At 64.5% G+C, this 26757-nt stretch carries 15 protein-coding genes; 11 read left to right on the forward strand and 4 right to left on the reverse strand.

The features are described 5' to 3' along the window. Nucleotides 1-76 precede the first annotated feature (76 nt). The gene (locus EA187_RS04985) at nucleotides 77-2068 is read right to left on the reverse strand and encodes an ABC-F family ATP-binding cassette domain-containing protein (protein WP_164856004.1); all 1992 of its coding nucleotides are present in this window, start codon (nucleotides 2066-2068) and stop codon (nucleotides 77-79) included. Nucleotides 2069-2274: 206 nt separating this feature from the next. Between EA187_RS04985 and EA187_RS04990 the strand changes: the two genes are divergently transcribed. Continuing rightward, nucleotides 2275-3351: a hypothetical protein gene (locus EA187_RS04990; RefSeq protein WP_127779376.1), complete on the forward strand. Its 1077-nt coding sequence runs from the start codon at nucleotides 2275-2277 to the stop codon at nucleotides 3349-3351. A 123-nt stretch (nucleotides 3352-3474) separates the two neighbouring features. On the opposite strand, the gene EA187_RS04995 is transcribed toward EA187_RS04990, so the two are convergent. Together EA187_RS04995 and EA187_RS05000 are read right to left on the reverse strand one after the other, a co-directional pair. Continuing rightward, nucleotides 3475-5340 (reverse strand): HEAT repeat domain-containing protein, encoded by a 1866-nt coding sequence (locus EA187_RS04995; protein ID WP_164856006.1) that lies wholly within the window; start codon nucleotides 5338-5340, stop codon nucleotides 3475-3477. Between the two features lie 83 nt (nucleotides 5341-5423). Continuing rightward, nucleotides 5424-5714 carry a polyhydroxyalkanoic acid system family protein gene (locus tag EA187_RS05000; RefSeq protein WP_115602616.1) on the reverse strand — a complete coding sequence of 97 codons (291 nt, stop codon included), beginning with the start codon at nucleotides 5712-5714 and terminating at the stop codon, nucleotides 5424-5426. A gap of 313 nt (nucleotides 5715-6027) precedes the next feature. Between EA187_RS05000 and EA187_RS05005 the strand changes: the two genes are divergently transcribed. Both EA187_RS05005 and EA187_RS05010 read left to right on the forward strand, forming a co-directional pair. Next, the gene (locus EA187_RS05005; RefSeq protein ID WP_127779378.1) at nucleotides 6028-6780 is read left to right on the forward strand and encodes a hypothetical protein; all 753 of its coding nucleotides are present in this window, start codon (nucleotides 6028-6030) and stop codon (nucleotides 6778-6780) included. Between the two features lie 22 nt (nucleotides 6781-6802). Beyond that, nucleotides 6803-9007 (forward strand): hypothetical protein, encoded by a 2205-nt coding sequence (locus EA187_RS05010; protein ID WP_127779379.1) that lies wholly within the window; start codon nucleotides 6803-6805, stop codon nucleotides 9005-9007. Between the two features lie 2 nt (nucleotides 9008-9009). Here EA187_RS05010 and EA187_RS05015 read toward each other — a convergent pair whose 3' ends face one another. Further along, complete coding sequence (locus tag EA187_RS05015; protein WP_127779380.1) at nucleotides 9010-9738, reverse strand: tetratricopeptide repeat protein; 729 nt, start codon at nucleotides 9736-9738, stop codon at nucleotides 9010-9012. A 109-nt stretch (nucleotides 9739-9847) separates the two neighbouring features. On the opposite strand from EA187_RS05015, the gene queA reads away from it, so the two are divergent. The 8 genes from queA to EA187_RS05055 all read left to right on the forward strand — a co-directional run bounded on the left by queA (nucleotide 9848) and on the right by EA187_RS05055 (nucleotide 26619). After that, entirely contained in the window at nucleotides 9848-11014 is a 1167-nt protein-coding gene (gene queA, locus EA187_RS05020; RefSeq protein WP_127779381.1) for a tRNA preQ1(34) S-adenosylmethionine ribosyltransferase-isomerase QueA, read from the forward strand. A gap of 35 nt (nucleotides 11015-11049) precedes the next feature. Then, a complete protein-coding gene (gene tgt / locus EA187_RS05025) occupies nucleotides 11050-12198 on the forward strand; it encodes a tRNA guanosine(34) transglycosylase Tgt (protein WP_127779382.1) in 1149 nt (382 codons plus the stop codon). 232 nt (nucleotides 12199-12430) lie between these two features. After that, nucleotides 12431-12805, forward strand: coding sequence for a preprotein translocase subunit YajC (yajC, locus tag EA187_RS05030; RefSeq protein ID WP_127779383.1), 375 nt, complete (start codon nucleotides 12431-12433; stop codon nucleotides 12803-12805). A 154-nt stretch (nucleotides 12806-12959) separates the two neighbouring features. Continuing rightward, complete coding sequence (gene secD, locus EA187_RS05035) at nucleotides 12960-14774, forward strand: protein translocase subunit SecD (RefSeq protein WP_115602609.1); 1815 nt, start codon at nucleotides 12960-12962, stop codon at nucleotides 14772-14774. A gap of 91 nt (nucleotides 14775-14865) precedes the next feature. Then, the gene (gene secF / locus EA187_RS05040) at nucleotides 14866-16056 is read left to right on the forward strand and encodes a protein translocase subunit SecF (protein WP_115602608.1); all 1191 of its coding nucleotides are present in this window, start codon (nucleotides 14866-14868) and stop codon (nucleotides 16054-16056) included. A 210-nt stretch (nucleotides 16057-16266) separates the two neighbouring features. After that, nucleotides 16267-18021, forward strand: coding sequence for a single-stranded-DNA-specific exonuclease RecJ (gene recJ, locus EA187_RS05045; protein WP_115602607.1), 1755 nt, complete (start codon nucleotides 16267-16269; stop codon nucleotides 18019-18021). Between the two features lie 21 nt (nucleotides 18022-18042). Further along, on the forward strand, nucleotides 18043-18363 hold the full coding sequence (locus EA187_RS05050; protein ID WP_127779384.1) for a hypothetical protein: 321 nt from the start codon (nucleotides 18043-18045) through the stop codon (nucleotides 18361-18363). A 318-nt stretch (nucleotides 18364-18681) separates the two neighbouring features. Further along, nucleotides 18682-26619: a hypothetical protein gene (locus EA187_RS05055; RefSeq protein WP_127779385.1), complete on the forward strand. Its 7938-nt coding sequence runs from the start codon at nucleotides 18682-18684 to the stop codon at nucleotides 26617-26619. Nucleotides 26620-26757 lie beyond the last annotated feature (138 nt).

A 26757-nucleotide genomic window follows, 5' to 3' on the forward strand; every position in this document is an offset into this window, starting at 1 on the left:
CGTCAGTACCAAAGAAGGCCGCCTCCCCATCCGGGAGGCGGCCTTCTTTGCGTTTTGCACGATGCGCTGGCGATGCTCAGCTCTCCCGAACCGCCGCTTCTTCCTCGGCGTAGCGTTGCTCGATGGCTTCGACGGCAGCGCCTTGCTCCTCCCAGGCCATGAGCACCTCAGTGAGTTCTTCCTCCACCGCATGGAAGCGCTGGTTGATGCCGGCGACCTCATCGCCGGCATCGTAGGTCGCCGGATCAGCGAGTTTTGTCTGGAGTTCGCTATGTTCGGTTTCCAGCGCCTCGATCTTCGCTTCGAGCTTTTTGAGTTGCGCGCGAAGCGTGCGCGTCTCGGCGTCGCGGCGCTTGCGGATTTCGGCCAGGGCCCGTCGTTGGTCTTTGCGGGACACCAGGGGGCCATCCGACACCGACGAGGACGGGCTGGCAGCGCTCACGGTCCCCTGCCCCTGGTCTTCGGACTCCAGCTCGCGTTCGCGTCGCCAGCGAAACTCCTCGTAGGTGCCCGGGTAGAGCTTGAGCTGGCCGTCCTCGACAAGCACGACTTTATTGACGACCTCATTGAGGAAGTAGCGGTCGTGGCTGATGACGCAGAAAGCCCCCTCGAAGTGCTTGAGCGCGTGCTCCAGCACCTGGCGAGACGAGATGTCGAGGTGGTTGGTGGGCTCATCCAGGAGCAACACGCCGGCGGGCTCCAGCAGCATTTTCGCCAGCGCCAGGCGGCCCTTCTCCCCTCCGGATAACACCGAGATGGGTTTGTGAACGTCGTCGCCGCTGAAGAGAAAGGCCCCCAGGATCGAGCGCACGCGACTGGCCGACTCCATGGTGGCGCTGGCCTCCATCTCCTGGAGAACTGTGCGCCGAAGATCCAGCTGATCGACCGAGTGCTGCGCGAAGTAGCGGAGCTGCACATTATGCCCTTCAACAACCTCGCCCTCATCGGGCTGAAGGCGTCCGGCGAGCATCTTGAGGAGCGTGGTCTTTCCGGCGCCGTTAGGGCCAACGAGCGCGACGTGGTCGCCGCGCTCAAGCACAAAGTCGACGCCTTCGTAGATGATGTTGTCGTCGAAGCGTTTGGAAACCTGCCGGGCCTCCAGAGCGACTTTGCCGATGCGCGGAGGGGCCGGGAACTCAAATCCGATGGTCGCCTCGTAGTCGGGCGGGACCACGATACGTTCGATCTTCTCGAGTTGCTTGATGCGGCTCTGGGCCTGGCGGGCCTTGGAGGCTTTATAACGAAAGCGCTCGATGAATTCTTCGATCTGCGCGATCTCTTTGGCCTGCTCGGCTGCCTGGGTGACGATACGCTCGCGTCGTTCGCGGCGCTCCTTGATGAAGTTGTCGTAATTGCCCTTATACAGCTGAACCTGGCCGCCGCTGAGTTCGGCGATGGTGTCGACGAGGCGGTTCAAGAAGTAGCGGTCGTGGCTGATGACGATGATGGTGCCCTCGTAGCCACTCAAGAACTTCTCGAGCCATTCGATGCTCTCCAGATCAAGGTGGTTTGTGGGCTCATCGAGAAGGAGCACCTCGGGCCGAAAGAGGAGCAGACGCGAGAGAAGTGCGCGCATCTGCCATCCCCCGGAGAAGGTCTGAATGGGGGCGTCCATCTCCTCGTTGCTAAAGCCCATGCCGGCGGCAATCTCACGGGCACGGCTGCGAAATTCGTAGCCGCCGCGCACCCGAAACTGCTCCTGAAGGTCGGCGTAGGCCGCGCTGGCCTGTTCGCTGCTCTCGCCCCTGGCGAGCGCCTCCTCGGCCCGCTGCAGGTCACGCTCCATGTCGAGCAGATCCTGGCGCCCTCCCAGCACGAGGTCGAGCACACTGCCCTGCTCTTCGACAGCGAGCTCCTGAGGCAGGTAGCCCACGCGCACACCGCGCGGCTGGATGACCTCGCCGCGGTCGGCCTCCTCCTGGCCGACGATAACTCGGAAGAGGGTCGTTTTCCCGGCGCCGTTGGGACCAACCAGGCCGATTTTCTGACCCGGTGAGAGCTGCCAGTTGAGGTTTCGGAAGAGCTCGTCGTTGCCGTAGGCTTTGCTGATGGTGTCGAGACGAATCATAAGGTGCATCTCCGCGAGGAAGTTCCCGCGAGGTATACCGATGACGCGTCGTCCGGGCAACGTTGCAGGCGCGGGATGCCCCCCGCAAATTGACACCCTTTTCCAGCCACTGCTATCGTCCCTGGTACCTTCAGGATGATCACATCCGGGGTCCGAAGGCGGCATCAGACGCATTCCGACCGGATCTTTTACGCCCAGGAACAACGATGAAACGATGGTTCTCTGGCATCTTCGCCATGGTGATGTGCACCGCCCTGCCCTCGGCACACGCGCAGGAGGCGCCTTCAGATTCAGCGCAGGTGGTGGTGCTACGCTTTGCCAACTCCGAGGTGGATCAAGCGGTGATGGATCGCTTCTACACCGAGCTTCATGATGCACTGGAGGCGACCGAGGAGATGACGCTGGCCCCCGGCGGCGAAGTCACCATCGATGATCTTGTGATGATGGGCGGATGCAGTACGCCGGATGAGGCGTGTCTGGCCGGTCTGCAGGATTTTGTGGCTGGAGAGCGGCTCGTCTACGGCTCGATCCAGCGCAGTGAAGATGTGCACATGTTCTCGATCTACCTCTTCGACTTTAAGACGGGCACGTTCCTGGAGCGCATCGAGGAGAAGACGTTGAGGGGCGATGACGCCTGGGTGTCCCGCGGGATACCGGCCGTGGTCGAGCACTTCGTCTGGGGGGAGAGCGCCGAGGTTCAGGTGCAGGTCAGCGGAGGCGTTGAAGTCGAGGTGAGACTCGATGGCCAGGTGGTCGGCCAGGGCTCGCAATCCCTTGACGGGGTGGCGCCGGGCGAGGCGGTCATCAGCGCGCAATCTCAAGACGGCGAACAACGCATCGAACGCGTCATTCTTCGTCGTGGCGAGAATCCGGCGGTGTATTTCACCTTTGAGAATGCGATCGATGAGGCGCCGGCCGTCGCATCGCGTGCTTCGCTGTTGCCGGGTGTGGGGCTTGCTGCCCTGGGCGTGGCTGGAGTGGTCGTGGGGGTCGTGGGCCAGTCGCAGCTGGGAGGCCTTGAGACCGACGCTGAAGCGCTGGTGAACGGGCGTCGGGCGCTTGCTCCGGGAGATGTATCGCGGGCGGAGGAGCTCCAGTCGCAGATGGACCGTGCGCATACCATGCGCATCATCGGCTTTTCGGCCGGTGGACTTGCGTTGGCCGCCGGAGGGTACTTGATCGTGCGTGCGATGGGGGCCGAAGAGGCGGAGCGCAACGCGCTGAGCTGGGATGTCGGCGTGGGCGCAGACAGTGTGGGAGCCAGCGTACGTCTGGACTTCTAACCCGCTTTGCTCGGCCTGCAGAGCGCTTGCCACCGAAGCGTCGAAGAGCATTCCGAATAAAAAAACGCCCGCCTCGCACATGTGCGAGGCGGGCGTTTTTTATAAAGCACGATGAACCGTGGCTCAGTCGATGCGCGCCAGGCCGTACGCTGCAATCGCGCGCATCAGCGGGTTATCGCGGCCGAGATAACCACGGAAGGAGGCCTCCATGTCGGCCTGCCCTTCCCTCGCAAGGGCCCAGGCGGCAACAATGGCTGCAGGCTCCTCACCGAAGAGGCGGACCACGCTCTCAAGCGTCGCGGTGTTCTTCGAGTCAGCGGCGCTGGCAAGCTGATAGACAAGCTCGGCCCGCACCTCCGGATTGAGCCCCGCGGAGGTCGCCAACTTCTGCGCGAGCGGCAACAACGTCTCGCGGTAGCGCTCCAACTGGGAGATCGCGGCCTGGCGCACCCGGGACGAGCTGTGGTTGAACATCGCCGTATAGAGCGCCTCGCGCATCTGCGCGCTGAGCTGCTGCGGGTTTAGCGCGTCGGTGAACTGCTCCGGCGGGTTACGAAGCGCGGTGCTGATATGGCGTTGTGCCGATTCAGGCGCGAGCTTCAGCAGCCCGACAAAGGCGTCCCATTGCACGTCGAGGTTGCGGTCGCGAAGAAGCATCTCGAGTGCCTGGGCGGCCTCGGGAACCCCGGTGTTGATCAACGATGCGACGAGCTGGCGTTTGACCTCCGGATCCTGGTCGGTGGTCAGGAAGCGCATCACCTGGACCGAGCCGCGATCTTTGATGTTCCCGAGCGCCTCAACGGCCGCCAGGCGAACCTCTTTGTCGCGCTCGTTGGTCACGGCGCGACGAAGGCCGGTGAGCGCCTCGGGGTTTGCGATCTGGCCGAGCCCGCGTGCGCTGTAGAGGCGAATCTCGCGCTGTCCTTCAAAGAGCCCGCGTCCCAGGTGCTCCAGGGCCTCGGCCCGACGGGTCAGGCCGAGCGCCTGGACGCCGACGAGACGCTCATTGAACGTGTCGCTGCGGAACATTGCGACGAGTTCCTGGTAGACAGCATCATCACCGGTGATGGCGGCGAGCTGGTAAAGCAGCTCGCGGTCGCGCTGATCTTCGGTAGCTTCGATAAGGGGGCGAACCTCATCGAGGCGCACGCGAGCACGATGCTCGATCAAGAAGCCAAAAATCTCGGCGCGCTCCGCCGGTTCAAGCGCCGAGGCGTGCTTGAAGAGCGGCGCTGCGCCTTTATCTTCGCCAAGACGCACCAGCTGGCGAGCCGCTTCGAGTTTGACCGCTTCATCGCGATTCTCGAGGGCCTTTTCCAGCACATTGATCAGCTCAACGCGGGCGTCAGGTTTGTCGAGAAACGCGGCGGTGATGGCGGTGGCATCTTTGCGGACGCCCGCGTCGCGGCTGCGCAGCATGGATTCTGCAAAGTTCAGAGCTTCGGGGTGTGCCGTGTACACGGTGGCCACGCGGGCATCCTCGCGCAACTCGGCACTGGTGCTCGTGAGCGAGTCCTGGAGCAGGCCGTAAAGATCACCGCTCTGCTGCGCCAGATAGCGGAAGACATCGCGGCGCGTGGCGGCATCTGCACCGTTCAGTGTGGCGGCGAGCAGGGTTTGCTGAACCGACGCAGGCAGGGCAAAAACCAACTCGCGTAGATGCGCATATGTCGTGGTGCTCTCTTTGAGGAGGGACGCACTATAAGCGGTCGCGCTGCGATCGCCGGCGAGCATCAGCGCAAGCCCCACTGCCAGCTTCTCGCGCTCAGCTTCAGCCCCCTTTTTAGCTTCCAGCTCCCGACGCTGAGCGCGGTCGGCAGTCTCACCGAGGGTGAGCAGCGCGGCGACGCGCACCTGGGGGTTGGCATCTTCCTCAAGCTGCTGCGCAAGCTCGCGGGCCTCATCCCCGAGTTCGGCGGCGTAGCTCGCCGGTGCTGGCGCTACAATCGCGGTCGCCGTCATGGCGGTCAGAGCGTGTTTCCACTTCATCGCTGCGTCCTTTCCAAAAAGTGCGCCCAGACAAAAGCGCCGACCCGCTAAGGTCGGCGTCATTGGCCGGCACAGAGGGGGCCTTAGCCGAAGTATTCGGACATGCGGGAGAGGATTCGCTCCTCAACCTTGCCCTTGAAGGGGCGGGTAATAAGGCTCAGGTCGATGTCGATCATCACATCGGATTCGGTCACCTGAAACTGCCCGGTAAAGCCCTTGCCTTTGATTTTGGCCTGCGACTTATCGTCGTTCCAGCTGATTTTGTTGACCAGCGCGGGGAACTCGCCCTCGATATCGGTGACGATACCGTGGACTTTGGTTTTGGCTTCTTCGGGGTTCATGCCGTGCGGGCGCTTGATGGAGATATCCGACATAGGTCTGGCTCCTGTTCTGGCGAGTCAGGCACGTACCTGCTCGTCATAGGTTTGGATGGCCGAAGTGGCCAGAAATTCAAATGTAAGGCGCGGAGACGGTAGCAACCGGGCTTTTCGCTTGTCAATCTAGCCTTGGACCGAGGAGGCTTTGGCCGACGCGCTATCGCTGCCGGGGAGGCTCTCGCTCCTCGTGTCGGTCCCTGCAAGGATGATGTGATGGGCAGATTACTTGCTCCCCCTTTTAGTAGGATGTTAGTTTGACGTGACGTCTTCCCCACCGGTTCAATGATGTGCCCTGTACTTCGAGGTCAGGATGAAAACGCCCAGGATGCTGATGATCGCCGCCGCGCTCGCTCTGAGCGCAGCATCGGTGGATGCCCAGGCGCAGACGATCAAGCGCTACGATGACGCCGGCGACGGCAGTCAGTCGCAGATTTATATTCCGGGGATGCCCGTGCCGCAGCCCGCCCAACCGGCCAGCGGTGGTGAAGGCGGCGGTGAGACTCAGGAAGAGGCCGGCGAGGAAGGCGCAGGTGAAGGTTCGTACCAGATCTCGCTTTACGGAACCCGCAGCGACGCCATGCGTCGGGCGGAGACCGCCCAACTCGCCAATCGCCCCATCGGTGAGCTCTACCGAGGGGTGATCCCGGGCACTCGCGATGAGCTGCCGCATCTTTCGGACGCTCGTCGCGAAGGCGCCCGAGCGGACCGTCCTAACCAGTTGACCTGGGTGGGTTTCCAGCCCGAAGCGTCACGTACTCGGGTCTTCTTCCAGAGCCCGCGGCCGATGAGCTACCGCGTCAATCGCGGTGTGGGAGAGAGTCCTTCTCTTGTCCTGGTGTTTGAACATGCGGAGATCTCGACCCGTAACTTCAGCCGTTTTATCGACGCGAGCTACTTTGGCCGCGCAGTCACCCGTATCGACGCGCGTGAAGTAGGCGGGGATGTTGAGGTGACCATTCTGTTGCGAGAGCAGGTCGAGCCGCAGGTCAACGCCCAGGGGGAGTACCTCTACGTCGACTTCCCCCACCAGGGGTCGGAGAGCGATCTGTCGAGTGTGAAATAGTACCTGGGCCGGGTTCGACACGATGACGCGACGACGGGCAGGGATCGGAACCGCAGCGCTGGCGTTGTGTTTAAGCCTCGCATCTGTGGCGACAGCTGAGCAGCCCGATTCAGACCAGGGTGCCGGCGGGCTTGAGCTCCCGCCGGCTTTCGCGTTTCTTGAGACGCTGGAGCGCGCCCACAACCGCACGCGTTCAGCGCTCTGGCGTTGCGCCGGAGCGTCGGAGGCGATCTGCCCCTGTGTATCACTCGATACCGACGGCGAGCAGGTGAGCCTGGTTGAAGTCGACGCCCGTGGCAGTGAGCTGCGCGTCGCCGAGTTGCGAGTGCGTTCGCCGCAGGCGTTGTGGGTGGCGCGTGACGTGGTTTTGGAGCGCGGCCCCGGAAGCCGCCCACGAGCGACGCTGGGCGAACTTCGCTGGCGGGGCGCGCACGATCCGACGATCTTCCGTGCGGAACGCGCGTTCGCTGACTGGAGTCAGTTTCTGCTGGAGGCTCACACGGTCCGCTGGCAGCACGGGCTCAGAGGTGTTGAGCGCAGCGAGCTGCCGTTGTGTGATGCCAGGAGTGTGGACGCCCTGGACCCGAGCTGGCCGGATTCCTCCGGTCTTCGTCTGGATGAGGTTCGCTTTGCGGGCAATGAAGGCTGGAGCTTAAGCGGAGCTGACGTGGCCGGGCGTCTCCCCGTGGCCAGGCGTCTGCCGCCGGGAGAGCGCGTCAGTGGGCTGGTGCCCCCGGCGCTCCGGGTGACCCCGGGAGGCGCACAGCTTGAACTGGGCTACTTTTGGGCGGCCCCTTCCCTGCTTATGCGCGCCTCGCTGGACAGCGCTCACATCGCGGGCGTCGGAGTAAGCCGGGTGACCCGGCCGGTAACCTGCGCGTCGGGTCGTTGCCGCTTGCAGGCGTTTCATCTCGATGCGGCTTTCGGACGTGACGCGCAGACGGCGGTGAGCCTCGATGGCGAACTCAGCGTGGGGGATGCGCGCCGGCACCTGGGAGTCGCCCTGGAAACATGGCAGGTCTGGGGTGAGCCGGAAGCGACTTCGTGGCACAGGCGTCGCCTGGAACGCAATGCCCTCTTCCGCGATTGGCGCCTGCAGCGCGCCGGCGTGAGCTGGGCGGGAGATGCCTCAGTCTTGCAGATCAGCGCCGCCCACGCCGACCTCCCCTACGTCGGCAGCGATGCCAGCGTTGAGATGCCGGGAGCCTCGGCCGTCGATCTTTTCTACGGCGGCAGGATGAGGTTCGGTGCTGCACACGCCGAACTTCGACTTCATCACAGCGAGCGACGTGATGCCCTTATGAAGGGTCGCTTCGGCGAGGCTTTTCTGGGCGTCCACCGAAGTTATGGCGACGCTGGCCGCGCCTGGGTGCGGCCTCGCCTCAACCTTCATCTGGGCTGGGCCGATGGGATGCCCGGCGAGGCGACAGAGCCACCGACGGGCCCGGCCAGTCGCGCCACAGCGGACGCAATCGTCGATGCGGGCATCTCGCTACGCGCTCAACTCGGACCGGTCGCCCATGCGCTCGCGCCGCGCCTGGTCGTTGGGCGACGGTCTCACGTCGGCGAACGCCTGGATGCTCAGGGAATGGCTCATGCCCCGGATGCGCCTCGCCTTCGACTTGCACAACGTGATGGTGACTTCAATCTGGCCGGAGCGGTGGTGGACCAGGCTCTGCACTTCGGTAAAGGTTGGGCACTGAGCTTGCCCCTGGGCGTGATGCTTACCGATAACGGACGTGCGCAACACTGGCAGACAACCTACCAGGGCTCGCTGCGCCTTGTGGCACCGGCGTTGCGTCGACTCATTGTCAGCGTCGATGCCATGTGTCACGGGCGCTGCGAGCAGCCGAGCTTCGGCGCGCGGATGGAGATCGCCTGGTTCGGCACCCTTCGCTCCCGCCACGTGTTCTGGCGAGGGTACGGATACCAGCCAGCTTCGCCCCTTTTTGATTCGCGCTTACGCACCGGTTATGCGCAGGGCTGGCAACCCGAGCTCGCCCGCGTCGACGCGTCGACCTTCTACACCTCGGCCGTCTTTGCGACCTGGCGGCGCTGGGGCGCGGAGCTGCGACTTCACGGAGACGTACAGACCCTGACCGAGCGTGGCGGCGAATTCAGCCTGCGCTACGGATGGCCGGAGCTCGGCTGGGCGCTCAGCGCGAACGCTGCGGCCTGGCCGGCGGCCGGAAGGTGGGCGGGCTATGTCGGCTTTTCGCTTCTCTAAAGTCAGTGGCGAGCGCGTCGACGCAGGCGCTCCAGCCGTGGATGATCCGGCTTGAGAGCTTCCAGCCGATCGATGGCACGGCGGCTCATCGCATGGTTCTGCGTGTTGATCGCAAAGCGCGCGCAGATCACAAAAACTTCCGGATTATCCGGCTCCATGCTCATCGCCTGAGTCAGCAGCCTGGCGGTCTCGTCGACCATCTCCCGACTGGTCGGATCGAGCTTAAAGCGCGTGTACGCCAGGTTGGCCAGGATGATGCCCCGAGAGGGGTCGTAGGTGACCGCACGAGTGAGGACATCGTTGGCGGCGTTGAAGTCGCCCAGGCGCAGGTAGGTCAGGCCGTCGCGAAAGTAGATGTCGCCCATGGCGGCGGCGTCCGGTTCAACGCCGGGGACCTCCGCTCTGGAGGGCGAGGCAGCCTTTTGATTCTGTTGCAGCGCGGGTTGCTGACGCGACTGAATCTCGACGACCGCGCGGCCGATGGCCCGACGAATGTCCAGCGCCTTACGCGTCAGGTCCATATCTCCCAGACGCTGGAAGTTCTCGGCGCGGTAGAAGCGTTCGTAGCGCTCGTAGCGGCTGCGCACCTCGTCGATGTCGGAACCCGGCGCCAGGTTGAGCACGACATAAGGATCGGCCGTGCTCTGAATGCGCTCGAAGTCCTCATGCACAATCGTCTGGATGCGGCCCAGGCGGCTGGCGCGGTCATCGCTCTCGTCGGGATTACCCATGAAAATGCACTTTTAATCTGGACGGAAGTGTGTTTTGAGTCCGGAAAAGTCGTCGCTGGCGAGTGTATCAGGAAGAGCGCGCGGCACAAAGGTTGTGGCAGGGAGAACGATGAGCATCGACGTAAAAAAATTGTGCGCCCCCCCCGACATCTGGAACCGTCCGGCAGGGGATGTGTCGCTGGGGGATGTGGAAGCCTACGATTACGCCCTGCCCCCCGAACTTATCGCCGAGACGCCGGCGGCCCATCGCGAACACGCTCGCCTTCTGGTCTACGAGCGCGATGGCGAAGCGCTTACGCATACCCGTTTTGACACGATTGTCGATCATCTTCGCCCGGGCGATCTTCTGATCTTCAACGATACGCAGGTGGTTCCCGCACGGATGGAGGCGTTTAAGGAGACCGGGGGGCGTGTCGAGCTCCTGGCGCTGGAGGTGGAGCAGCCCGCTGGCGAGCACCGCTGGAGTTCGCCGGCCGACGGAGGGCTGCTGCATCTGCGCTGCATGACCCGCAGCTCCAAGCCCCTGCGCGAAGGCACGACGCTGACGGTGAAGTCCGGCGATGACGCCCATCCGGTGGAACTCCTGGAGGTGTCGCCCGGTCGCGCCCTGGTTACGATCGCGTGGCCCGGCAGTGCCCTGGCGTTTCTGGAGCGTTTTGGACGCATCCCGCTTCCTCCTTACATCGAACAGCGTCGCCGCGAGTCGCAGGAGGCGGTGGCCGTTGATGACCGTGTGCGCTACCAGACGGTGCTCGCCAGTGAGCCCGGCGCGGTCGCCGCGCCGACGGCGGGACTTCATTTCTCTAGAGCATTGCTTGAAGAACTTGAGCAGCGAGGGGTGGAACGAGCCACGCTCACGCTGACTGTGGGCCCGGGGACGTTTAAACCGGTGACCACCGAGACCCTCGACGATCACCCGATGCATGCGGAGGCGTACCGCATCCCCGAAGGACTTAAAGCAAAGGTTGAAGCATGCAAGGCCCGGGGGGGACGGGTGATCGCGGTGGGTACAACCTCCGCGCGTGCCCTGGAGGCCGAGGCGCGGCGTGAGGAGCCCCTTTTGCCTGGCTGGCGCCAGACCTCGATCTTTTTACGCCCCGGTGACCCGTTGAAGATGTGTGACGGGCTGGTCACGAATTTCCACCTCCCCCGCTCCACGCTGCTCGCACTGGTGACGGCTTTTGTCGGCTACCCGGCGATTCGTCGCATCTACAACGAAGCGGTCGCGGGTGCCTATCGATTCTACAGCTACGGCGACAGCTCGCTGCTGCTCTGAGCCCCTGCCCCACGGGGCTCCAAGGACCTGATCTTATGACATCGATCTCCAACACGGTGCGTTGCGAGACGTTCTCGTTTCGCGAGGTAGCTCGAGACGGCGCGGCACGCGCCGGCGAGTTGAAGCTAACCCATGGCACGGTTCAGACGCCGATTTTCATGCCGGTGGGTACCGTGGGCACGGTCAAAGCGATGCGCCCCGATGAGCTCGCCACACAGGTGGAAGCCCAGATCATTCTGGGCAATACCTACCACCTCTACCTCCGCCCCGGGCTTGACGTGGTGCGCGCTCACGGTGGGCTCCACACGATGATGGGCTGGGACCGGCCGATCCTCACCGACTCGGGGGGCTACCAGGTCTTCAGCCTTAAAGACCTGCGCAAGATCCGCGAGGAGGGCGTGGAATTTCAGGATCATATCTCCGGCTCCTACCACCTCTTCACCCCGGAGAAGGTCATCGAGATCCAGGAGACGCTGGGTAGCGACATTATGATGGCCTTTGACGAGTGCCCGCCCGCCGGCGCCGAGGAGCGCTACATGCGTGATAGCATGGCGCGCACCACCCGCTGGGAGAAGCGCTGCCTGGAGGCGCGCACCCGCCATGATTGCGCACTCTTCGGCATCGGCCAGGGAGGCACAAGCGAGCAGCTTCGACGCGAGCACCTCGAAGAACTCGCCCCCCTCCCCTTTGAAGGGATGGCTATCGGGGGGTTGAGCGTGGGTGAGGAGACCCAGGCGATGTACGACACCGTCGAATTCACCACGCCGATGATGCCCGATGAGAAGCCCAAATACCTGATGGGCGTGGGCAAGCCCGAAGACCTCGTCGAGTGCATCGCCCGCGGCGTCGATATGTTTGATTGCGTGATCCCCACGCGGAACGCCCGCAACGGCCATTGTTTTACCAGCCGCGGAGTCGTGGTCGTGCGAAACGCCGTGCATAAAGAAGATCTGCGCCCGCTCGATCCGGACTGTGATTGCTACACCTGCCAGAACTTCTCGCGCTCCTACCTGCGGCACCTGCTGAAAAGCGGGGAGATGCTCGGGCCCCAACTCTGTACCCTGCACAACCTGCGCTACTTTCTGACGCTGGTAGGCCAGGCGCGCGAGGCGATTGTCGAGGGTCGGTTTGAAGCCTTCCGCAAACGCTTTCACACCCTTCAGGCCGAGGGTGGCTCACGCTGAATCCGGCCTGCGTGTGATGCGCAGATGCGCTTTCTGGGGGCGCAGGCCGGCACCGGCGTGCGCTTGACCCGCCTTCGGAAGGCTGCTAATTCACAGCGTCCTTGCGAGCCGGAGAAATTGCCCTTTTGCTGCTGCCGGGAAATAAAACCCTTGCGGCGCCGGGCTATGGCCTCGCCATGCATTCTAACCTGAACCTTTCATCGCTCTCTGCGGTCTGGAGACCTCGCCCATCATGCAAAACCCCGAATTTTTGATACTCGCGCAGGCAGCCGGCGCGGCGAACCCGATGCTGAACCTGGTCTTTATCGGCCTGATGGTGCTGATTTTCTGGTTCATCGTGCTCCGCCCTCAGGCCCGAGAGGCCAAAGCCCACCGTGACTTTGTCTCCGGGCTCAAAGCCGGCGATGAGGTGATCTCCGCCGGCGGGCTCTACGGCAAGGTGGTGAGCATCGACGGCGCCATCGCCCACGTCGAGCTCTCCCGGGGGACGAAGGTCCGTTTTGACCGCAACAAGCTGCACCCGATTGCCGGTGGGGCCATCGTCAGCGAAAGCGTTGATGCTGAGAAGGCGAAGAAAGACGCCGGGAAGACGAAGAAAGACGATTAATTAAGTGGCGGCGTCCCCGGACGCCTGCCCCGAGAATGTGTCCGGGCCCCGATGGTTGTGGGGCACGGCTCGCGAATTGACGACAGAGCGCGCATTGCCGCCCGGGCCAGGAAGGCCTCGGAGCGGCGGCGCGCTCGAACGGAGTTTCGGTTTTATGAAGAGCTCACTGTACCGCTGGGGAGTTGTTGTCGTGGCCTTTCTGGCCGCGCTCTACGTGCTGACCCCCACGATCATCGACTGGTCCGATGGCAAACTCGACGGCGCGCCCGGCTCGACCGATGGCGTCGCCTCGATGTTTCTCAAGACCAATGAGGCCACCGGTCAGGTGACCTGGGAGGGCATCCAGCCCTTGACGCTGGGCCTGGACCTGCAGGGCGGCCTGCTTTTGCAGTACCATGTCTACGTCGACCGCGCCGTTCAGGACCGCCTCACCCGTATGGCGTCGGACCTTGAAGAACGTCTGGCCCAGGAGAAGGAAGGCATCGAGGTCGAAGCGGTCCACCCCCCGGGGCAGACGTATATCGATGTGACGTTGGGAGATGCCGCCGACAAGGCGCTCTTCACCGACGACTTCATGACCTTCTTCCCCAGCCTGCTGAAGATGGACAGCGGCAGCAACACGCTGCGCCTGGAGATGGACCCGAACTACATTGAGGAGACCAAAGGCTTTGCGGTCACCCAGGCCATTGAGACCATCCGCTCGCGTATTGACGCGCTGGGTGTGGCCGAGCCTTCCATCACCCGCCAGGGCATGAGCGATATCGTCATTCAGCTCCCTGGCATCCAGGAAGAGAACATCGAGCGCGCCAAGGAACTCATCGGTCAGACCGCTCAGCTTCGCTTCCAGATGGTCGATGACGATGGCACCAACCAGTTCTTCGGCCAGTTCCGCGGCCAGCTCCCCGAGGGCTTTGCGCTGCGCAGCATCGATGGCGGCTACTTCTCGGTAACCCACCAGAGCAAGGACGCGCTCAAGGAGTTTTTCGCCGGCCGTGCCCCCGACAACCGTGCCATCGGCTACCAGTTCCACCCGGTTTACATCGACCGGGAGAACGGCATCATCGACGAGCAGCAGTCCTACTGGAAGACCTACCTGGTCTACCGTGAGGCGGAGCTCACCGGCGACTACATCCAGGATGCGCGCGTGGCGGTCGACCAGCAGTTCAACCGTCCCTACGTCTCGCTGAACTTCGACGCCAAGGGTGCCGAACTCTTCGGTGCGACCACCACCGAGTACACCGGACAGCGTTTTGCCATCATGATGGACGACGAGGTCAACAGCGCGCCGGTCATCAATGAGCCGATCCTCGGCGGCCGCGCTCAGATCACGCTCGGCTCGATGCAGTCCTACACCGAGATTCAGAAAGAAGCGCAGGACCTGGTCATCGTGCTCCGCCACGGCGCCCTGCCCGCTCCGATCGAGCGCCAGTTTGAGACGATCGTCGGCCCCACGCTCGGCCAGGACTCGATCGACTCCTCGATGCGCGCGCTCCTGGTCGGCAGCATCCTGGTCATTCTCTTCATGCTCATCTACTACCGCCGAAGCGGCTTCATCTCGACGATCGCGCTGACGCTCAACCTGGTGCTGATTATGGCCGGCCTGGCCGCCATTGGCGCCACGCTGACGCTGCCCGGTATCGCCGGCATCATCCTCACCGTCGGTATGGCGGTGGACGCCAACGTCATCATCTACGAGCGTATTCGTGAGGAGCTCGTGGTGGGTAAGAAACCCGTTCGTGTGGCGGTCAAAGAGGGCTTTGATAAGGCGTTCTCCGCGGTGCTCGACGCCAACATCACCACCGGTATCGCCGCGCTGGTTCTGTTGCAGTACGGCACCGGCCCGATTCGGGGTTTTGCCATTACCCTGCTCATCGGGATCGTCTCGACGCTCTTTACCGCCGTCTACGTCACGCGCATCCTTTTTGACGACTGGATGCAGCGCAGCAAGAAAGACACGCTGAGCATCTGAGCGAGGCCCTTTTACCCGAACGCGCGAACGCGCCGCCTGAAGACTTCTTTCGTCCTGAGGGCGGCGCCCTCGAATAGCAGTGAGACCTTTCATGAAGATGTTTCAAATTTACCCCTACGATGCGCAGAACGACATCATCGGGAAGCGCAAAATCACCGGGATCATCTCGATCGTGCTGATGATCGCCAGCGTCGTGCTCCTGGCGACCATCGGCCCGAAATGGGGCATCGACTTTCGCGGCGGTACCGAGCTGATCATCAAGGTTGACCCCAGCGTCACCGATGACGAGGTGCGTGAGGCGGCAGCGAGCATCGGGCTGACCGATGCCTCGGTGCAGCGCTACGGCGCGGAGAGCGAGGGTCGCTTTATGATCCAGACTCAGGAAGTCTCGGTGGTCGATGAGGTCAAGGTCGAAGAGATCCGCGGCGCGCTCGACGCGCTGGGTGATCTGGACGCGGCCATCTGGGATGAGGAGCAGCCCGACCGTATGGACCTTCGCTTCAGCGCCCAGAAAGACACCGCGCAGATCGAAGAGGCCATCGTCGCCACCGGCCTCACTCGGGTGAGCGTCGAGACGGCCGGCCAGGCCGAGGAGGCCTTCTACACCGTGCGCTTCCAAGATCTGCAGAACATCATCCGCGAGGGCTTCGCCCAGGCCTTCGGTGAGAAGTTCACCGAAGCCGGTGGCCTGGAGCGCCTGGAGACGGTCGGCCCGCGTGCCGGCGAGCAGCTGCGCAACAGCGGTCTGGTCTCGATCATCGTCGCCCTGCTTGCCATTCTCGTCTACATCTGGTTCCGCTTCGACATTCGTTACTCCCCCGGTGCGGTCGGCGCGCTGGCACACGACGTCACCATTGCGCTGGGTCTGTTCGTGGTGCTTCAGATTGAGATCAGCCTGCCGATCATCGCTGCGGTGCTCACCATCATCGGTTACTCACTCAACGATACGATCGTGCTCTTCGACCGTATCCGCGAAGACCTCGACCGCGCCGGCACCAAGCCGCTGATCGAGGTGGTCAATGAAGCGATGAACGAGACGCTCAGCCGTACGCTGATCACCTCGCTGACGACGCTGCTTGCGGTGACGATGATCGCGATCATCGGTACCGGTTTGATTCAGGATTTCGCCGTCGCGCTGATTATCGGCATCGTGATTGGTACCTACTCCTCGATCTTCATCGCCGCGCCTTTGATGGTCCGTATGGACGGCTACCTCAAGGAACGTCGCAAGGCGCAGGTGCTGCTCGATAAGGCCGACGCCGACCAGGGTGCCAGCGTCTGAGGGGTCCCCCTCTACGCGGGTTGAATTCGCCCCAGGAGCCCCACGGCAGCTGCCGCGGGGCTCTTTTTTTTAGCCCCGGACTGCCCCCTTGAGATCTGCGCGATGAATGACGTTGGGGGGAAACTTTGTTAGGCTCAGCGTCGCCCGGTGCGCCTTTTGACGATCGACCCCGCGCGCCCTTTTATTGCGCAAGCCGCAGGCCCAACGACCATGGAACAGACCTCACCCGAATGGGTTGTCACCCAGGCTCACGATGTCAGCGCCGAGGCGCTGGCCGGAGAGCTGGGCGTACACCCGCTGACCGCACGCATCCTCTTGCAGCGCGGCATTGGCGATGTCGACCAGGCCGCGCGCTTCTTGAACCCCTCGCTCAAGCAAATGGCTGACCCCTTCGGCATGAAGGGCATGGAAGAGGCCGTCGTCGAAGTGCTCACCGCCATCGATCGCGGTGAACGCATCATGATCCACGGCGACTACGACGTCGACGGGGTCTGCAGCGTTGCCCTGCTCTACCAGTTCTTGCGTCAGCTGGGCGCCCAGGTGGAGTACACGATTCCGCAGCGCGACCAGGATGGCTACGGCCTCAACGCGCGCAGCGTGCGACGTTTTGCCGAACAAGGTGTCTCGCTGGTCATCACGACCGACTGCGGCGTCTCCAACGTCGAGGAGATCGGGCTGGCCCGGGAGCTGGGGCTTAAAGTGGTGGTCGTCGATCACCACACCGTGCCGCCGGTGCTTCCGCCGGCCAACGCGATCTTAAATCCCCTTCAGCCCGGCTGCGGATTTGCCTTCAAACAGCTGGCGGCGGTCGGGGTGACCTTCTGTCTTGTGGTGGCGCTGCGCGCCACGCTGCGCGATCACGGGGTCTTTAAGCACATCCCGGAGCCGGATATCCGCGAGTATCTGGATCTGGTCGCGCTGGGTACGGTGGCCGATGTGGTCCCGCTGATCGACCTTAACCGCATCTTCGTACGTCACGGGTTGGAGGTCTTGGCCGGGCGCCGACGCGCGGGCATCTCGGCGTTGATGGAGCGGGCTCGCGTCGATCAGGGACCGATCTCCCCCCAGACCATCAGCTTTCGACTGGCTCCTCGCCTCAACGCCGCCGGGCGCATGGGCGATGCTTCGATCTGCGTGGAGCTGCTGACCACCGAGAGCTACGCCCGGGCCATAGCGCTGGCCCGGGAGCTTGAGGCTCAAAATATAGCTCGCCAGGGGCTGGAGCGGGAACTGCTTGAGTGGGCCATTCCCCAGGCCGAGCGGGAGGTGGCCCTGGGCCGGCAGATGCTGGTGGTCGCCGGTCGCGGCTGGCATCGTGGCGTCCTGGGGATTGTCGCCAGCCGGCTCGTCGAGCGCTTTCACCGCCCGGTGGCCATGGTGGGCATCGACGACGAGGGGGTGGGCAAAGGAAGCGTGCGCAGCATTGAAGGCATCAACGTCATCGAGGTGCTGCGCTTCTCGGCCGATTTACTGGAGACCTTCGGAGGCCACACGGCAGCGGCGGGCCTCTCGCTGCTGGAGCACAACGTCGACGCGCTTCGCGATCGCCTCGACGACGGGCTCTGCCGGGGGCTGGAGGGACGCGTCCTGCCCCAGCGCAAACTCGCGATCGACTGTGAGGTTTGTCTGGGGGAGCTCGATGAGCGTTTCGGCCATGATTTAAGGCGCCTGGGCCCCTTCGGCACAGGTAACCGTGAGCCGGTGCTGCTCTGCCGCCAGAGTCAGGCCTCGCATGTGCGCGTGGTCGGCAACAATCACCTCAAGGCGAAGTTTCGGGGCGGCGGAAATGCCCTCGACGGCATCGGGTTCTCTATGGCAGAGGAGGCTGCGCTGCTCAACGTTCCGGTCGCCGTAGCCTTTGTTCCCCGCTTCGCCACCTTCCGCGGACGGACGCGCCTTGAGATGCATATCCGCGGTCTTCGGCGCGCTGACGAGCACTGTCCCGACCGCGTGCTCACTCCCTGAAGAATCACCCCGGTATCCTCTATGCCTCGTTACCGCCGCCCTCAACGACGAGCGCCAAACTGGCGCGCTGCCGCGATTCAGATCGCCGTGTTGACGCTCATGCTGGTCGCGCTGCTCTCGTTTAAAGATGTCATCGGCACCGGGACGACGGCCTTTGTCGAGTCGCTGACCGCCGAGGATGTGCAGGTCGCCGCGCCCGACGCTCGGGGAGCTGACGCCCCTGGAGTCGACGCACCGAGCCGGGCGGATCAGGCGCAGATCGATGGCGGTACAGCCGAGTCGGCCGACTCGGCGGAACTGGCCAATACGCCAGACTCCCCGGGCAGCTCTGACGTCGACTGAGCGCATTGAGCATCGTCCCAAATCTCCCAAGACGCGACAAAGTGGCCTGGCCGATGCCCTACATCCCCACCGGAACGTGGTCTGTTGCGACACAGCACCGGCTCCGGCGCACTTTTAGCGCGCTGAAGGGTATCCGGCACCAGTCCGAGCCGGGGTGAGATCAAGGTGACGCGACGCCCCGTCAGCAAAACGTATCATGCAATCGACGATGACCGGCCGGTCAGCTCCTTGACCCCAGAGCGCCTTTTCGCGACGGTGGTGACGCTTATCTAAGTCGTTCACCCGGGCACCCTGCCCGTCGCTTCCAAGGCCTGTGCCATGCGTGTCTCGCGTCTCTTTGTCTCTCTTGTCGTGTGGATGGGGTTCGTGGCCTGTGGGGGCGAAGAGCCGCGGCTGGAATGCAGCGACAGCGCTCCCTGCGAGCGGGGGGCATGCTCCTCCGAGAACGTCTGCGAGAACGCGCCGAGCTGCGCGCAACCGGAGGATTGCCTGGCGGGGTTCAACTGCATCGACGGCGCATGCACCGACGCGGAGGCAGGGCTCTGCGAAGGCGTCAGCTGCGCGCGCGGCATCTGCAACCCGGCCAGCGGGCAGTGCGTCAACGACGTGGCGTGCAGCTCCCTGAACGAGGCGACGGCCTGCCTGGCGGAGCATCTCTGCGTGGAGGGAGGCTGTGTGAGCGAGGCTGGTTTCTGCGCCGATTTGGGCTGCGGGCGCGGCACCTGCTCGGTGGAGGAGCGCGCGTGCGTTAACGCCGAGCGCTGCGACGGCGACGATGCCCGCTGCCTCGCAGGGTTCTACTGCGCCGACGATGCCACCTGCCAGCCCAACGTCTGTGACGAACACGGGGTCACGTGTGGGCGAGGCGTCTGCGAGCCCTCGTCCGGGGAATGCGTCAGCGCTGAGGTGTGCCGGGGGCAATCGGAATGCCTCGACGGGCTGTGGTGCGTCGAGGGCAGCTGCGAGGCCCCCGAAGACGCCTGCCGGAGCTGCCAGGGCAACCAGAGTTGCGATGTGGACGGACCGACAACCACGGTGCTCTGTCGCGAGAACGTCCTCGGCTGCGAGCGCTCAGTCGACTGTCTGGACGGACGCGTCTGCCGCTCCGGGCAGTGCGCGGCCGTCGACATGGTGAGCTGTCGCCAGGACAGCTACGAGCCCAACGACCTCGCCAGTGAAGCCACCGACCTCAACGCCGCGCTATCCGGTGATGGTGAACTATGGGCCTCGGTGTGCGAAGGCGATGTGGACCATTTCACGTACAATGTGCAGGGCCAGGGTTTGATCCGGGGCGTGGCGATCGTCGAGCTGCGCCTTGCGACGGAAGACCTGGGGGCCGGACGTCTCGACGTGCGTCTCTTCGCCCCCGGCGGCGAGGAGGTTGCCGGCGGCCAGAGCGACGCGCAGGGCGTTGTGCGGCTGGAAAAAGAGGTGCGGGCCTTTGAGCTGGGCGTCTACACTGTGGAGGTTCGCCCGGCCCCGGACGCGCCGACCTCCGGGCTTCGCTATAGCCTCTTTGGGCGTTTCGTTGAGGAGCGCACCGCCGCGTTTTGTGCCGGGGCCGAGACGATTGAGCCGGGCATCCACCCGGGCGACACCACCGACGCCACCCAGGGCATCGAGGCCGGCGCCTGCCTCGACGCGAGCTCGCCGGCCCGGGCGTATCGCTTTGTGCTGGAGCGTCCGGGGCGCGTGAGCTTGAGCCTGCGCTCCAACTCCAGCTCGGCGCTGGGCCTGGTGCTTCGGGAGGGATGCGACCGCCCGAGCGGCGTACTGGCGTGTGCGTTGGCCGAAGAGGTGGTGGCTGGAGAGGCGCTGGAGATGACGCTCCGCGAAGGTGTCTATCACGCCATTGTCCAGGGAGAGACGGCCACCGAGCGCGGCGCCTACGACCTGACGCTGGCCATCAGGGATTTGAGCTGCACACCGGGTCAAAGCCGTTGTGTGGGCGATGAGCAGGCCGAGGTCTGCCTTGAAGATGGCACGGCCTTCGCGCCGCAAAGCTGTGAGCAGGGCTGCTCCGCGCAGACCGGCTCCTGTGTGGTCCGTGAGGGCGACCGCTGCTCGGCAGCCATCGACGCCACCGGTGGATTTGAGGGGGGTGTCAGCTGGCGAGAGCTCTCGCCGGACTACGACCCGGGTAGCGCGAGCTGCCTTCCCGCCAACACCGAGTCCCGCTCGACCTCCCAGGCAGATGCGGTCTACCGCGTCACGCTCGGCCCCGGGCAGGCCGTAGAGGGCTGGCTCAGCAGCAACATCGCCAACACCGCCCTCTACATCATGGAGAACTGCCTGCAGCCCGCCACAAGCTGCCTGGCCGGCGCGGACAGCCGCCAGCCCGAGCGTAACGGGCGTTTTGAGCAGAGCGTCGTCTACACCAACGCCTCCGCCGTGGAGCGCACCGTCTTTGTGGTCGCCGACAGTGGCGAGGCCCAGATCGCCGAAGAAGCCCCGCTGCGCGTCCTCGCCGGCGACGTAATCTGCGAGCCGGGCACAACCCGCTGCGACGGGGACGCCCTGCAGGTCTGCAGTCCCGCGGGGGTAGCCTACCTGAGCGAGCGAAGCTGCCCCTTCGGCTGCCAGGAGGCGGCTTCGCCAGATGAGCTCCACCGGTGCACGCCGGTGCAGAATGACGTGTGCAAAGGGGCTGTGGCATTGCGAGATGGAGAGGTCTTTGAGGCTCATATCGACGACTACGCCGGACATGCTGGCGGCGAAGGCTGTGATGATGCTCTCGCTGGCCCCGGCGCGCTCTTCTATGTCGACGTGCTGGCCGAAGAGGTGCTCGACCTTCACCTCGACGCGCAATTTGAGGCGGCGATCGAGCTTGCCACACGCTGTGATGATTTTGCCGGAAGTTGCACCGCCTCCCAGCTCAACGCGATGCCCGGCGACCAGGAGCTGCGCGTTGTGGCACCGAGCTCCGGCCGCTATTTCATCCGAGTTGGTGCGCAGCAGGCGGCGGCCGCCGGAGCGTTCACCTTGAGCGCTGCGGTGCTCTCCCCGAGCTGTACGCCCGGTGAGCTTCTGGGTTGCATCAGCGCCACCGAGCTCGGCTACTGCGACGGGTTCGGCCAGCCGCAGAGCTACACGTGCACTGGAGGATGCGATCAAGGCGCGTGTGCCGAGCCCTCCGGTGATATCTGCGCCGACGCCCGTGTCATCGCGGTGGGCGAACGCGTCACAGGTGACTTCCGCGGCATCAATGCCCTCGATCTGGGCACCGATGCGGTGGGAAGTTGCCAGCTCGACGCCTCCGGGGCCGGTCCCGAGACGATCTTCGCCATCGACGTGCCTGCGGGCCAACGCCTGGATGTGGAGGTCGCGTCTGAAAACGCCTTCACCCTGGCCTACCTGATGACCAACTGCGAGGTCGCCGCGAGCTGCAAGGACGGCAGCGGACAGGGCCGCGACCACACGCTCTCGTACGTCGCCGGCGGCAGTGATGAGCGCATCTTCGTGGTAGTCGACCGGGTGATCGGGGCGCCGAGCTCCTCGGAGTTTGAGCTGACGACCTCGCTGCAATCCCCGGGCTGCGCGATGGGCCCGGTGGCCTGCATCGACGACGCCACGCTGGGGGTCTGCGATCCTTCAAACTTCTACGAGCCCTACCGCTGTGAGGGAGGCTGTGCCGCCGGTGTCTGTGGGACACCACGTGGCGACATCTGCCGGGACGCCATCGTGCTGACAGATGGCCAATCGGCCACCGGCACCTGGATGGGCAGCGACAGCCTCAACCCCACCGAGGGCTGTGACGAGGTGGCCGGCGAGGCCGTGGGGGTGGACACCCTCTACGCCGTCGACCTGCAGGCAGGCGATGTGTTGCGCGCCGAGCTCGACACAACGGCCACCACCGCCCTGCTCTACCTGGTCGACGACTGCACCGACACCTCGCGGTGTGTGAGCGCGGCGTCTCCCGACGATGACGTCTTATACTACGTCGCCGACGATCCCGAGCGCGTCTACCTGGTGGTCGACCGCACGGTGGCAAGCCCGCTCACGCAGAGCTTTGAGCTCAGGGTGAGTGTGGAGCCGCAGGTGTGCTCGCCAGGCACCCAGACCTGCCGCCCGGATGGCGCGACCCTGGCCTATTGCAATCAGTATGGCACCTACGACGAGTACCGCTGCGGGGTGGGCTGCGAGGAGAGCGCCTGCACCTTCCCCACCGGGGAGTCGTGCTGGGAACCTGTGCCCCTGGCCGACGGATCGGTCGCCCGCGGGGACCTCACAGGCGATAGCGACTTCAATCTCGGGGATAATCCGCCCGCCGCCTGCATCGGAGGTGGGTACAGCCGGGCAACCCCGGGGGCCGACCGCTTCTGGGAGATAAGCCTTCGCGGCGGCCAGACGATGACCGCGTACTTCGAGAGCCCCTCGGCCGACGCCACCCTCTACGTGCTCGATGATTGCCGCAGCCCGGCTGGCTGCCGCGCCCGCAGCCAGACCAACGGCCGCCGCGGCGAATTGCGTCTGACGGCGGAGCAGGACGAGACGATCGTGGTGGCGCTGGACCGCACCTCCACCTTCCCGAGCGGGAGCGCGCCCTTCACGTTCTATTATACCGTTGAGACCGGCACCTGTGCGAACGGAGCACCAGTGTGCGTGGGCGATGATGTGCTGGCCTATTGCGACGCGCAGGAGCGTCGCCTGCGGGCCGTCGCCTGCGAAAACGGTTGCAGCGATGGTGCCTGCGCGGTGCCCGGCGGAGATATCTGCCAGGACGCGATCCCGATCGGCGCCAACACCACGCTGAGCGGCGACTTCTCGGGCAGCAATCACATCGATCCCCCCGAGGAGCAGGCTGGCCAATGCAACGTCGGAACCACCGGAACTTCGGGCGTCGATACGATCTTCGCCATTGAGCTGGAGGCCTCCCAGGTGCTTCGCGCCTCGCTGTCCTCATCGGCCTATGGCGAAACGCTCTCGGTGCTTGAGAGCTGCGACCCGGGCGCCAACGCCTGCCTGCGCTTTGAGAGCGGATCGGAGCCGAGCCTCGAGTTTGTGGCCCCGAACACCGGCCGCTACTTCGTGGTGGTCGATCGCACCTCGAGCTCCACCTCCACGCTGAGCTTTGGTCTTGAAGTTGAGGTGCTCGACCCGCAATGCACCCCGGGTCAGGAACAATGCTCCGCAGACGCCAGTGCGCTGGAGCGCTGCGGTGCCAATCGTCTCTGGGGAAGCTACCCCTGCTCGGGAGGCTGCCTCAACGACCGCTGTAGCGCACCCGATGGCGGAAGCTGCGCCGAGGCCATCGCGCTGTCCAGCGGCCAGATTGTGAACGCGTCTTTCGCCGGAACCTCGGCCATCACCCCGGGAAGCGGTGAGGTGGGCCAGTGCGACTTTGGCTTCAGTCCGGGAGCGGGCCCCGAGGGGGTCTACACCGTGGCGCTGAGCGCTGGCGAGGTGTTGCGAGCCGAGCTCTCCACCACGCTCACCAGTGCCCTGCTCTATGTGCTCGACGACTGCTACGAGAGCTCAACCTGCCTGAGCAAACTGACCGACGCCGGGCCCGGCACGCTCTACTTTCAGGCCCCACACACGGGCAGCTACACGCTGGTCGTCGACAGTCGCTACGCCTCCAGCATCGCTGACTACACCCTGGCAGTGGATGTCCAGTCGCCCGGAAGCTGCCAGCCCGGCAGCACCGCCTGCGCCGACAACGACCAGAATCTGGCGGTCTGCAACGCGCTGGGCGTCTACGACTACATCCACTGCGACGGGGGCTGTGTGGAGGGCGCATGCGTCAACCCCACCGGCGATCGCTGCATCGATATGATCGACGCCACCTCCGGCGGCACCTTCAGCGGCGGTTGGGCTGGCACCGTCGACATCAGCACGCAGGAGAGTCAGGTGGGGTTCTGCAACTTCGAGAGCCGCCCCCCGCGCGGCCGAGACACCTACTACCGCGTCTCGCTGCAAGCCGGGGAGGTGTTGCGCGCGAAGATGACCACAACCAACGCCTCCGCCCTGCTCTACCTGCTGGAGAGCTGCGCTCAGATCGAGAGCTGTCTCTTCGCCGAGCCCAATCCGCGCGATGATGAGCTCTTCTTCGTCGCCCCGGAGGCGATGGAAGCGGTACTTGTGGTCGACACCACCAGCAGCTGGTCGAGCAGCGCAACCTACCAGCTGACCATCGCCACCGAGCTTCCCGGCTGCACGTACGGCGCTCGTCAGTGCAGCGCCGACGCAGGCTCGGTGGCGTACTGCAACGCGTTTGGCGTCTGGGAGTCTTTTGACTGCGAGGGAAGCTGCCTGGGCGGCTTCTGCGAGCTGCCCTCGGGCGATATCTGCCTGGACGCCATCGCTCTGAGTCCGGGCGATGAGTTCACTGGCGAGTTCATCGACTTCAGCCCTCAGATCGACCCGCGCGATGCGGACTGCCTGTACGCGCAGCCCGCCGGCGGCGCCGGTCGCGACGCGGTCTTCGCGCTGAACCTGAGCGCCGGCGACATCCTGGAGGCCAGCGTCGTCAGCCCGGTGAGCGGCCTGAGCCTCTACCTGCTCAACGACTGCCAGCAATCCGTCGATGAGGCCTGCGTCGTCGGGCGCACGCGCACCTCCCGCGAGTCCTTCACCATCGTGGAGAGCGGCGTCTACCATCTGGTCGTCGATACGCCCAATACCTGGTCGAGCGGCGCGTTCACGCTTCGCACCCGGATCGTCAGTGGAGGTGGCATCTGCCAGCCCGGCCAGCCCTACTGCCAGCCCGACGGCCAGACCCTGGCCCGATGCAACGACCACGGCACCCAGATCGACGCGCTGGTGACCTGTGAGTACGGCTGCGACCGCGATCGCTGCGCCCCACCGCCCGCCGCAGAGCTCAACGACACCTGCGAGGCGGCCATGGTCATCGAGCGCTCCCAACGCGTCAGCGACACCCTCACGCGTTTTAGCAACGACCTCACCTTGCCCTCGTCGAGTTGCATCGGCGTAAATAGCTACGGCGCCGACGCCTTCTACGCGATTCCCCTGGAGGCCGGTGAGGTCTTGAGGGTCGCGATGAACGTGGCCAGTGGCTCGGCGATGCTCTACCTCTTTGAGGAGTGCGCCAACGCCGAGGCCTCCTGCCAGTCGGGCAGCCCGATGGGCACGCAAAACACCGTCGAATACGCCGCCGAGAGCGCGCGCACCGTCTACGTCGGGGTTGATACGACCTTCTACTCCTCGGTGCTCTACACCCTGGATTTCGAGATCGGGCAGGCTGAATGTGTGCCCGGCCAGAACGTCTGCGAAAACGGAGACACCCTCAAAATCTGCGATGGGCTCGGACGGTTCGATACGCAATCCTGCTACTTCGGCTGCGCGTCGGGGGCCTGCCTGCCGCCTCCCAATGACACCTGCGCCCAGGCCATGGACGCGACCGCGGGCATCAGTTTTGAGGCGGATCTCAGCGCGTATACGCCACTTTACTCTCCGCAGGCCGCATCGAGCTGCACCGGCAGCGAAGAGCTCGGTCCGGAGGCGGTCTTCTCGGTGGATGCCCTGGCCTATGAGCGCATCATCGTGGCGATGCTCTCCGATCAGGCGGACCGCTCGCTGTGGATCAGCCGGGGCTGCGCGGTCGAAGGCGACGGGGGCGGTGAGTGTGTTGCCGGCGTGCGCGGCTCGGTCGCTGGCGAGGTCCAGGTCATTGAGTTCCTGGCAAGGGATGCCGGCCGATACTACATCTACGCCGACGCCGGCGCTCCGGCTGCCACTGGCGAGTTTAGCGTGGATATCTGGGTGGAGAGCCCGCAGTGCCAGCCGGGTTCGACGACCTGCGTCGACCCGCAGACCCTGGGCGTCTGCAACGAGGAGCGCAGCGGCTTTATCGACTACCCCTGCGATGGCGGATGCCTTGATGGCGCCTGCACCTTGCCGCGCGGTGATATCTGCAATGACGTGATCGCTCTGGCCACCTCCGGCACCACCACCGGCGATCTGGCCTCTCTGACCAACTCCCTCAACCTCGCCTACCCCAGCTGCACCGGCTTCGACACCCCCGGCCCCGAGGCCCTCTTTGAGCTGACGTTGGACGCTGGCGAGCGCATCGACGCCGTCGTCCGAAACATCGAGGGCGCTCAGGCCGACCTCGCGCTCTATATGCTTGAGCGATGCGGAGACGCCGAAAGTTGCCTGGCCGGACAAGACGCCTTCGGCCCCGTCGACGAGACCCTGAGCTTCACTGCGCCTGAGAGCGCTTCCTACATCCTGGTCGTCGACAGCTACGACGCAGAACTCGCCGGACGCTTCGAGTTGGAGGTTCTTATCTTTTAATCGATCACACGTTTTTCCAATGGTCTTCATGCGCCGGCGATCCTTCGCCGGCGCATTTTTTTGGCCTGAATTCACACAACGTCACACCTCTCCAACCCGTCGCTTCACCGCCCCCGCGTTGGGTGAAGTGGCAGAGCT

The sequence above is a fragment of the Lujinxingia sediminis genome (genome assembly GCF_004005565.1).
Classification (GTDB): Bacteria; Myxococcota_A; Bradymonadia; order Bradymonadales; family Bradymonadaceae; genus Lujinxingia; species Lujinxingia sediminis.

What these genes read in the sequence shown, in the direction of transcription:
- EA187_RS04985 (WP_164856004.1), bottom strand. Translation starts at nt 2,068, where the DNA reads ATGATTCGTCTCGACACCATCAGCAAAGCCTACGGCAACGACGAGCTC.
- EA187_RS04990 (WP_127779376.1), top strand. Translation starts at nt 2,275, where the DNA reads ATGAAACGATGGTTCTCTGGCATCTTCGCCATGGTGATGTGCACCGCC.
- queA (WP_127779381.1), top strand. Translation starts at nt 9,848, where the DNA reads ATGAGCATCGACGTAAAAAAATTGTGCGCCCCCCCCGACATCTGGAAC.
- EA187_RS05005 (WP_127779378.1), top strand. Translation starts at nt 6,028, where the DNA reads ATGAAAACGCCCAGGATGCTGATGATCGCCGCCGCGCTCGCTCTGAGC.
- tgt (WP_127779382.1), top strand. Translation starts at nt 11,050, where the DNA reads ATGACATCGATCTCCAACACGGTGCGTTGCGAGACGTTCTCGTTTCGC.
- yajC (WP_127779383.1), top strand. Translation starts at nt 12,431, where the DNA reads ATGCAAAACCCCGAATTTTTGATACTCGCGCAGGCAGCCGGCGCGGCG.
- EA187_RS05010 (WP_127779379.1), top strand. Translation starts at nt 6,803, where the DNA reads ATGACGCGACGACGGGCAGGGATCGGAACCGCAGCGCTGGCGTTGTGT.
- EA187_RS05000 (WP_115602616.1), bottom strand. Translation starts at nt 5,714, where the DNA reads ATGTCGGATATCTCCATCAAGCGCCCGCACGGCATGAACCCCGAAGAA.
- EA187_RS05055 (WP_127779385.1), top strand. Translation starts at nt 18,682, where the DNA reads ATGCGTGTCTCGCGTCTCTTTGTCTCTCTTGTCGTGTGGATGGGGTTC.
- EA187_RS05050 (WP_127779384.1), top strand. Translation starts at nt 18,043, where the DNA reads ATGCCTCGTTACCGCCGCCCTCAACGACGAGCGCCAAACTGGCGCGCT.
- recJ (WP_115602607.1), top strand. Translation starts at nt 16,267, where the DNA reads ATGGAACAGACCTCACCCGAATGGGTTGTCACCCAGGCTCACGATGTC.
- secD (WP_115602609.1), top strand. Translation starts at nt 12,960, where the DNA reads ATGAAGAGCTCACTGTACCGCTGGGGAGTTGTTGTCGTGGCCTTTCTG.
- EA187_RS04995 (WP_164856006.1), bottom strand. Translation starts at nt 5,340, where the DNA reads ATGAAGTGGAAACACGCTCTGACCGCCATGACGGCGACCGCGATTGTA.
- EA187_RS05015 (WP_127779380.1), bottom strand. Translation starts at nt 9,738, where the DNA reads ATGGGTAATCCCGACGAGAGCGATGACCGCGCCAGCCGCCTGGGCCGC.
- secF (WP_115602608.1), top strand. Translation starts at nt 14,866, where the DNA reads ATGAAGATGTTTCAAATTTACCCCTACGATGCGCAGAACGACATCATC.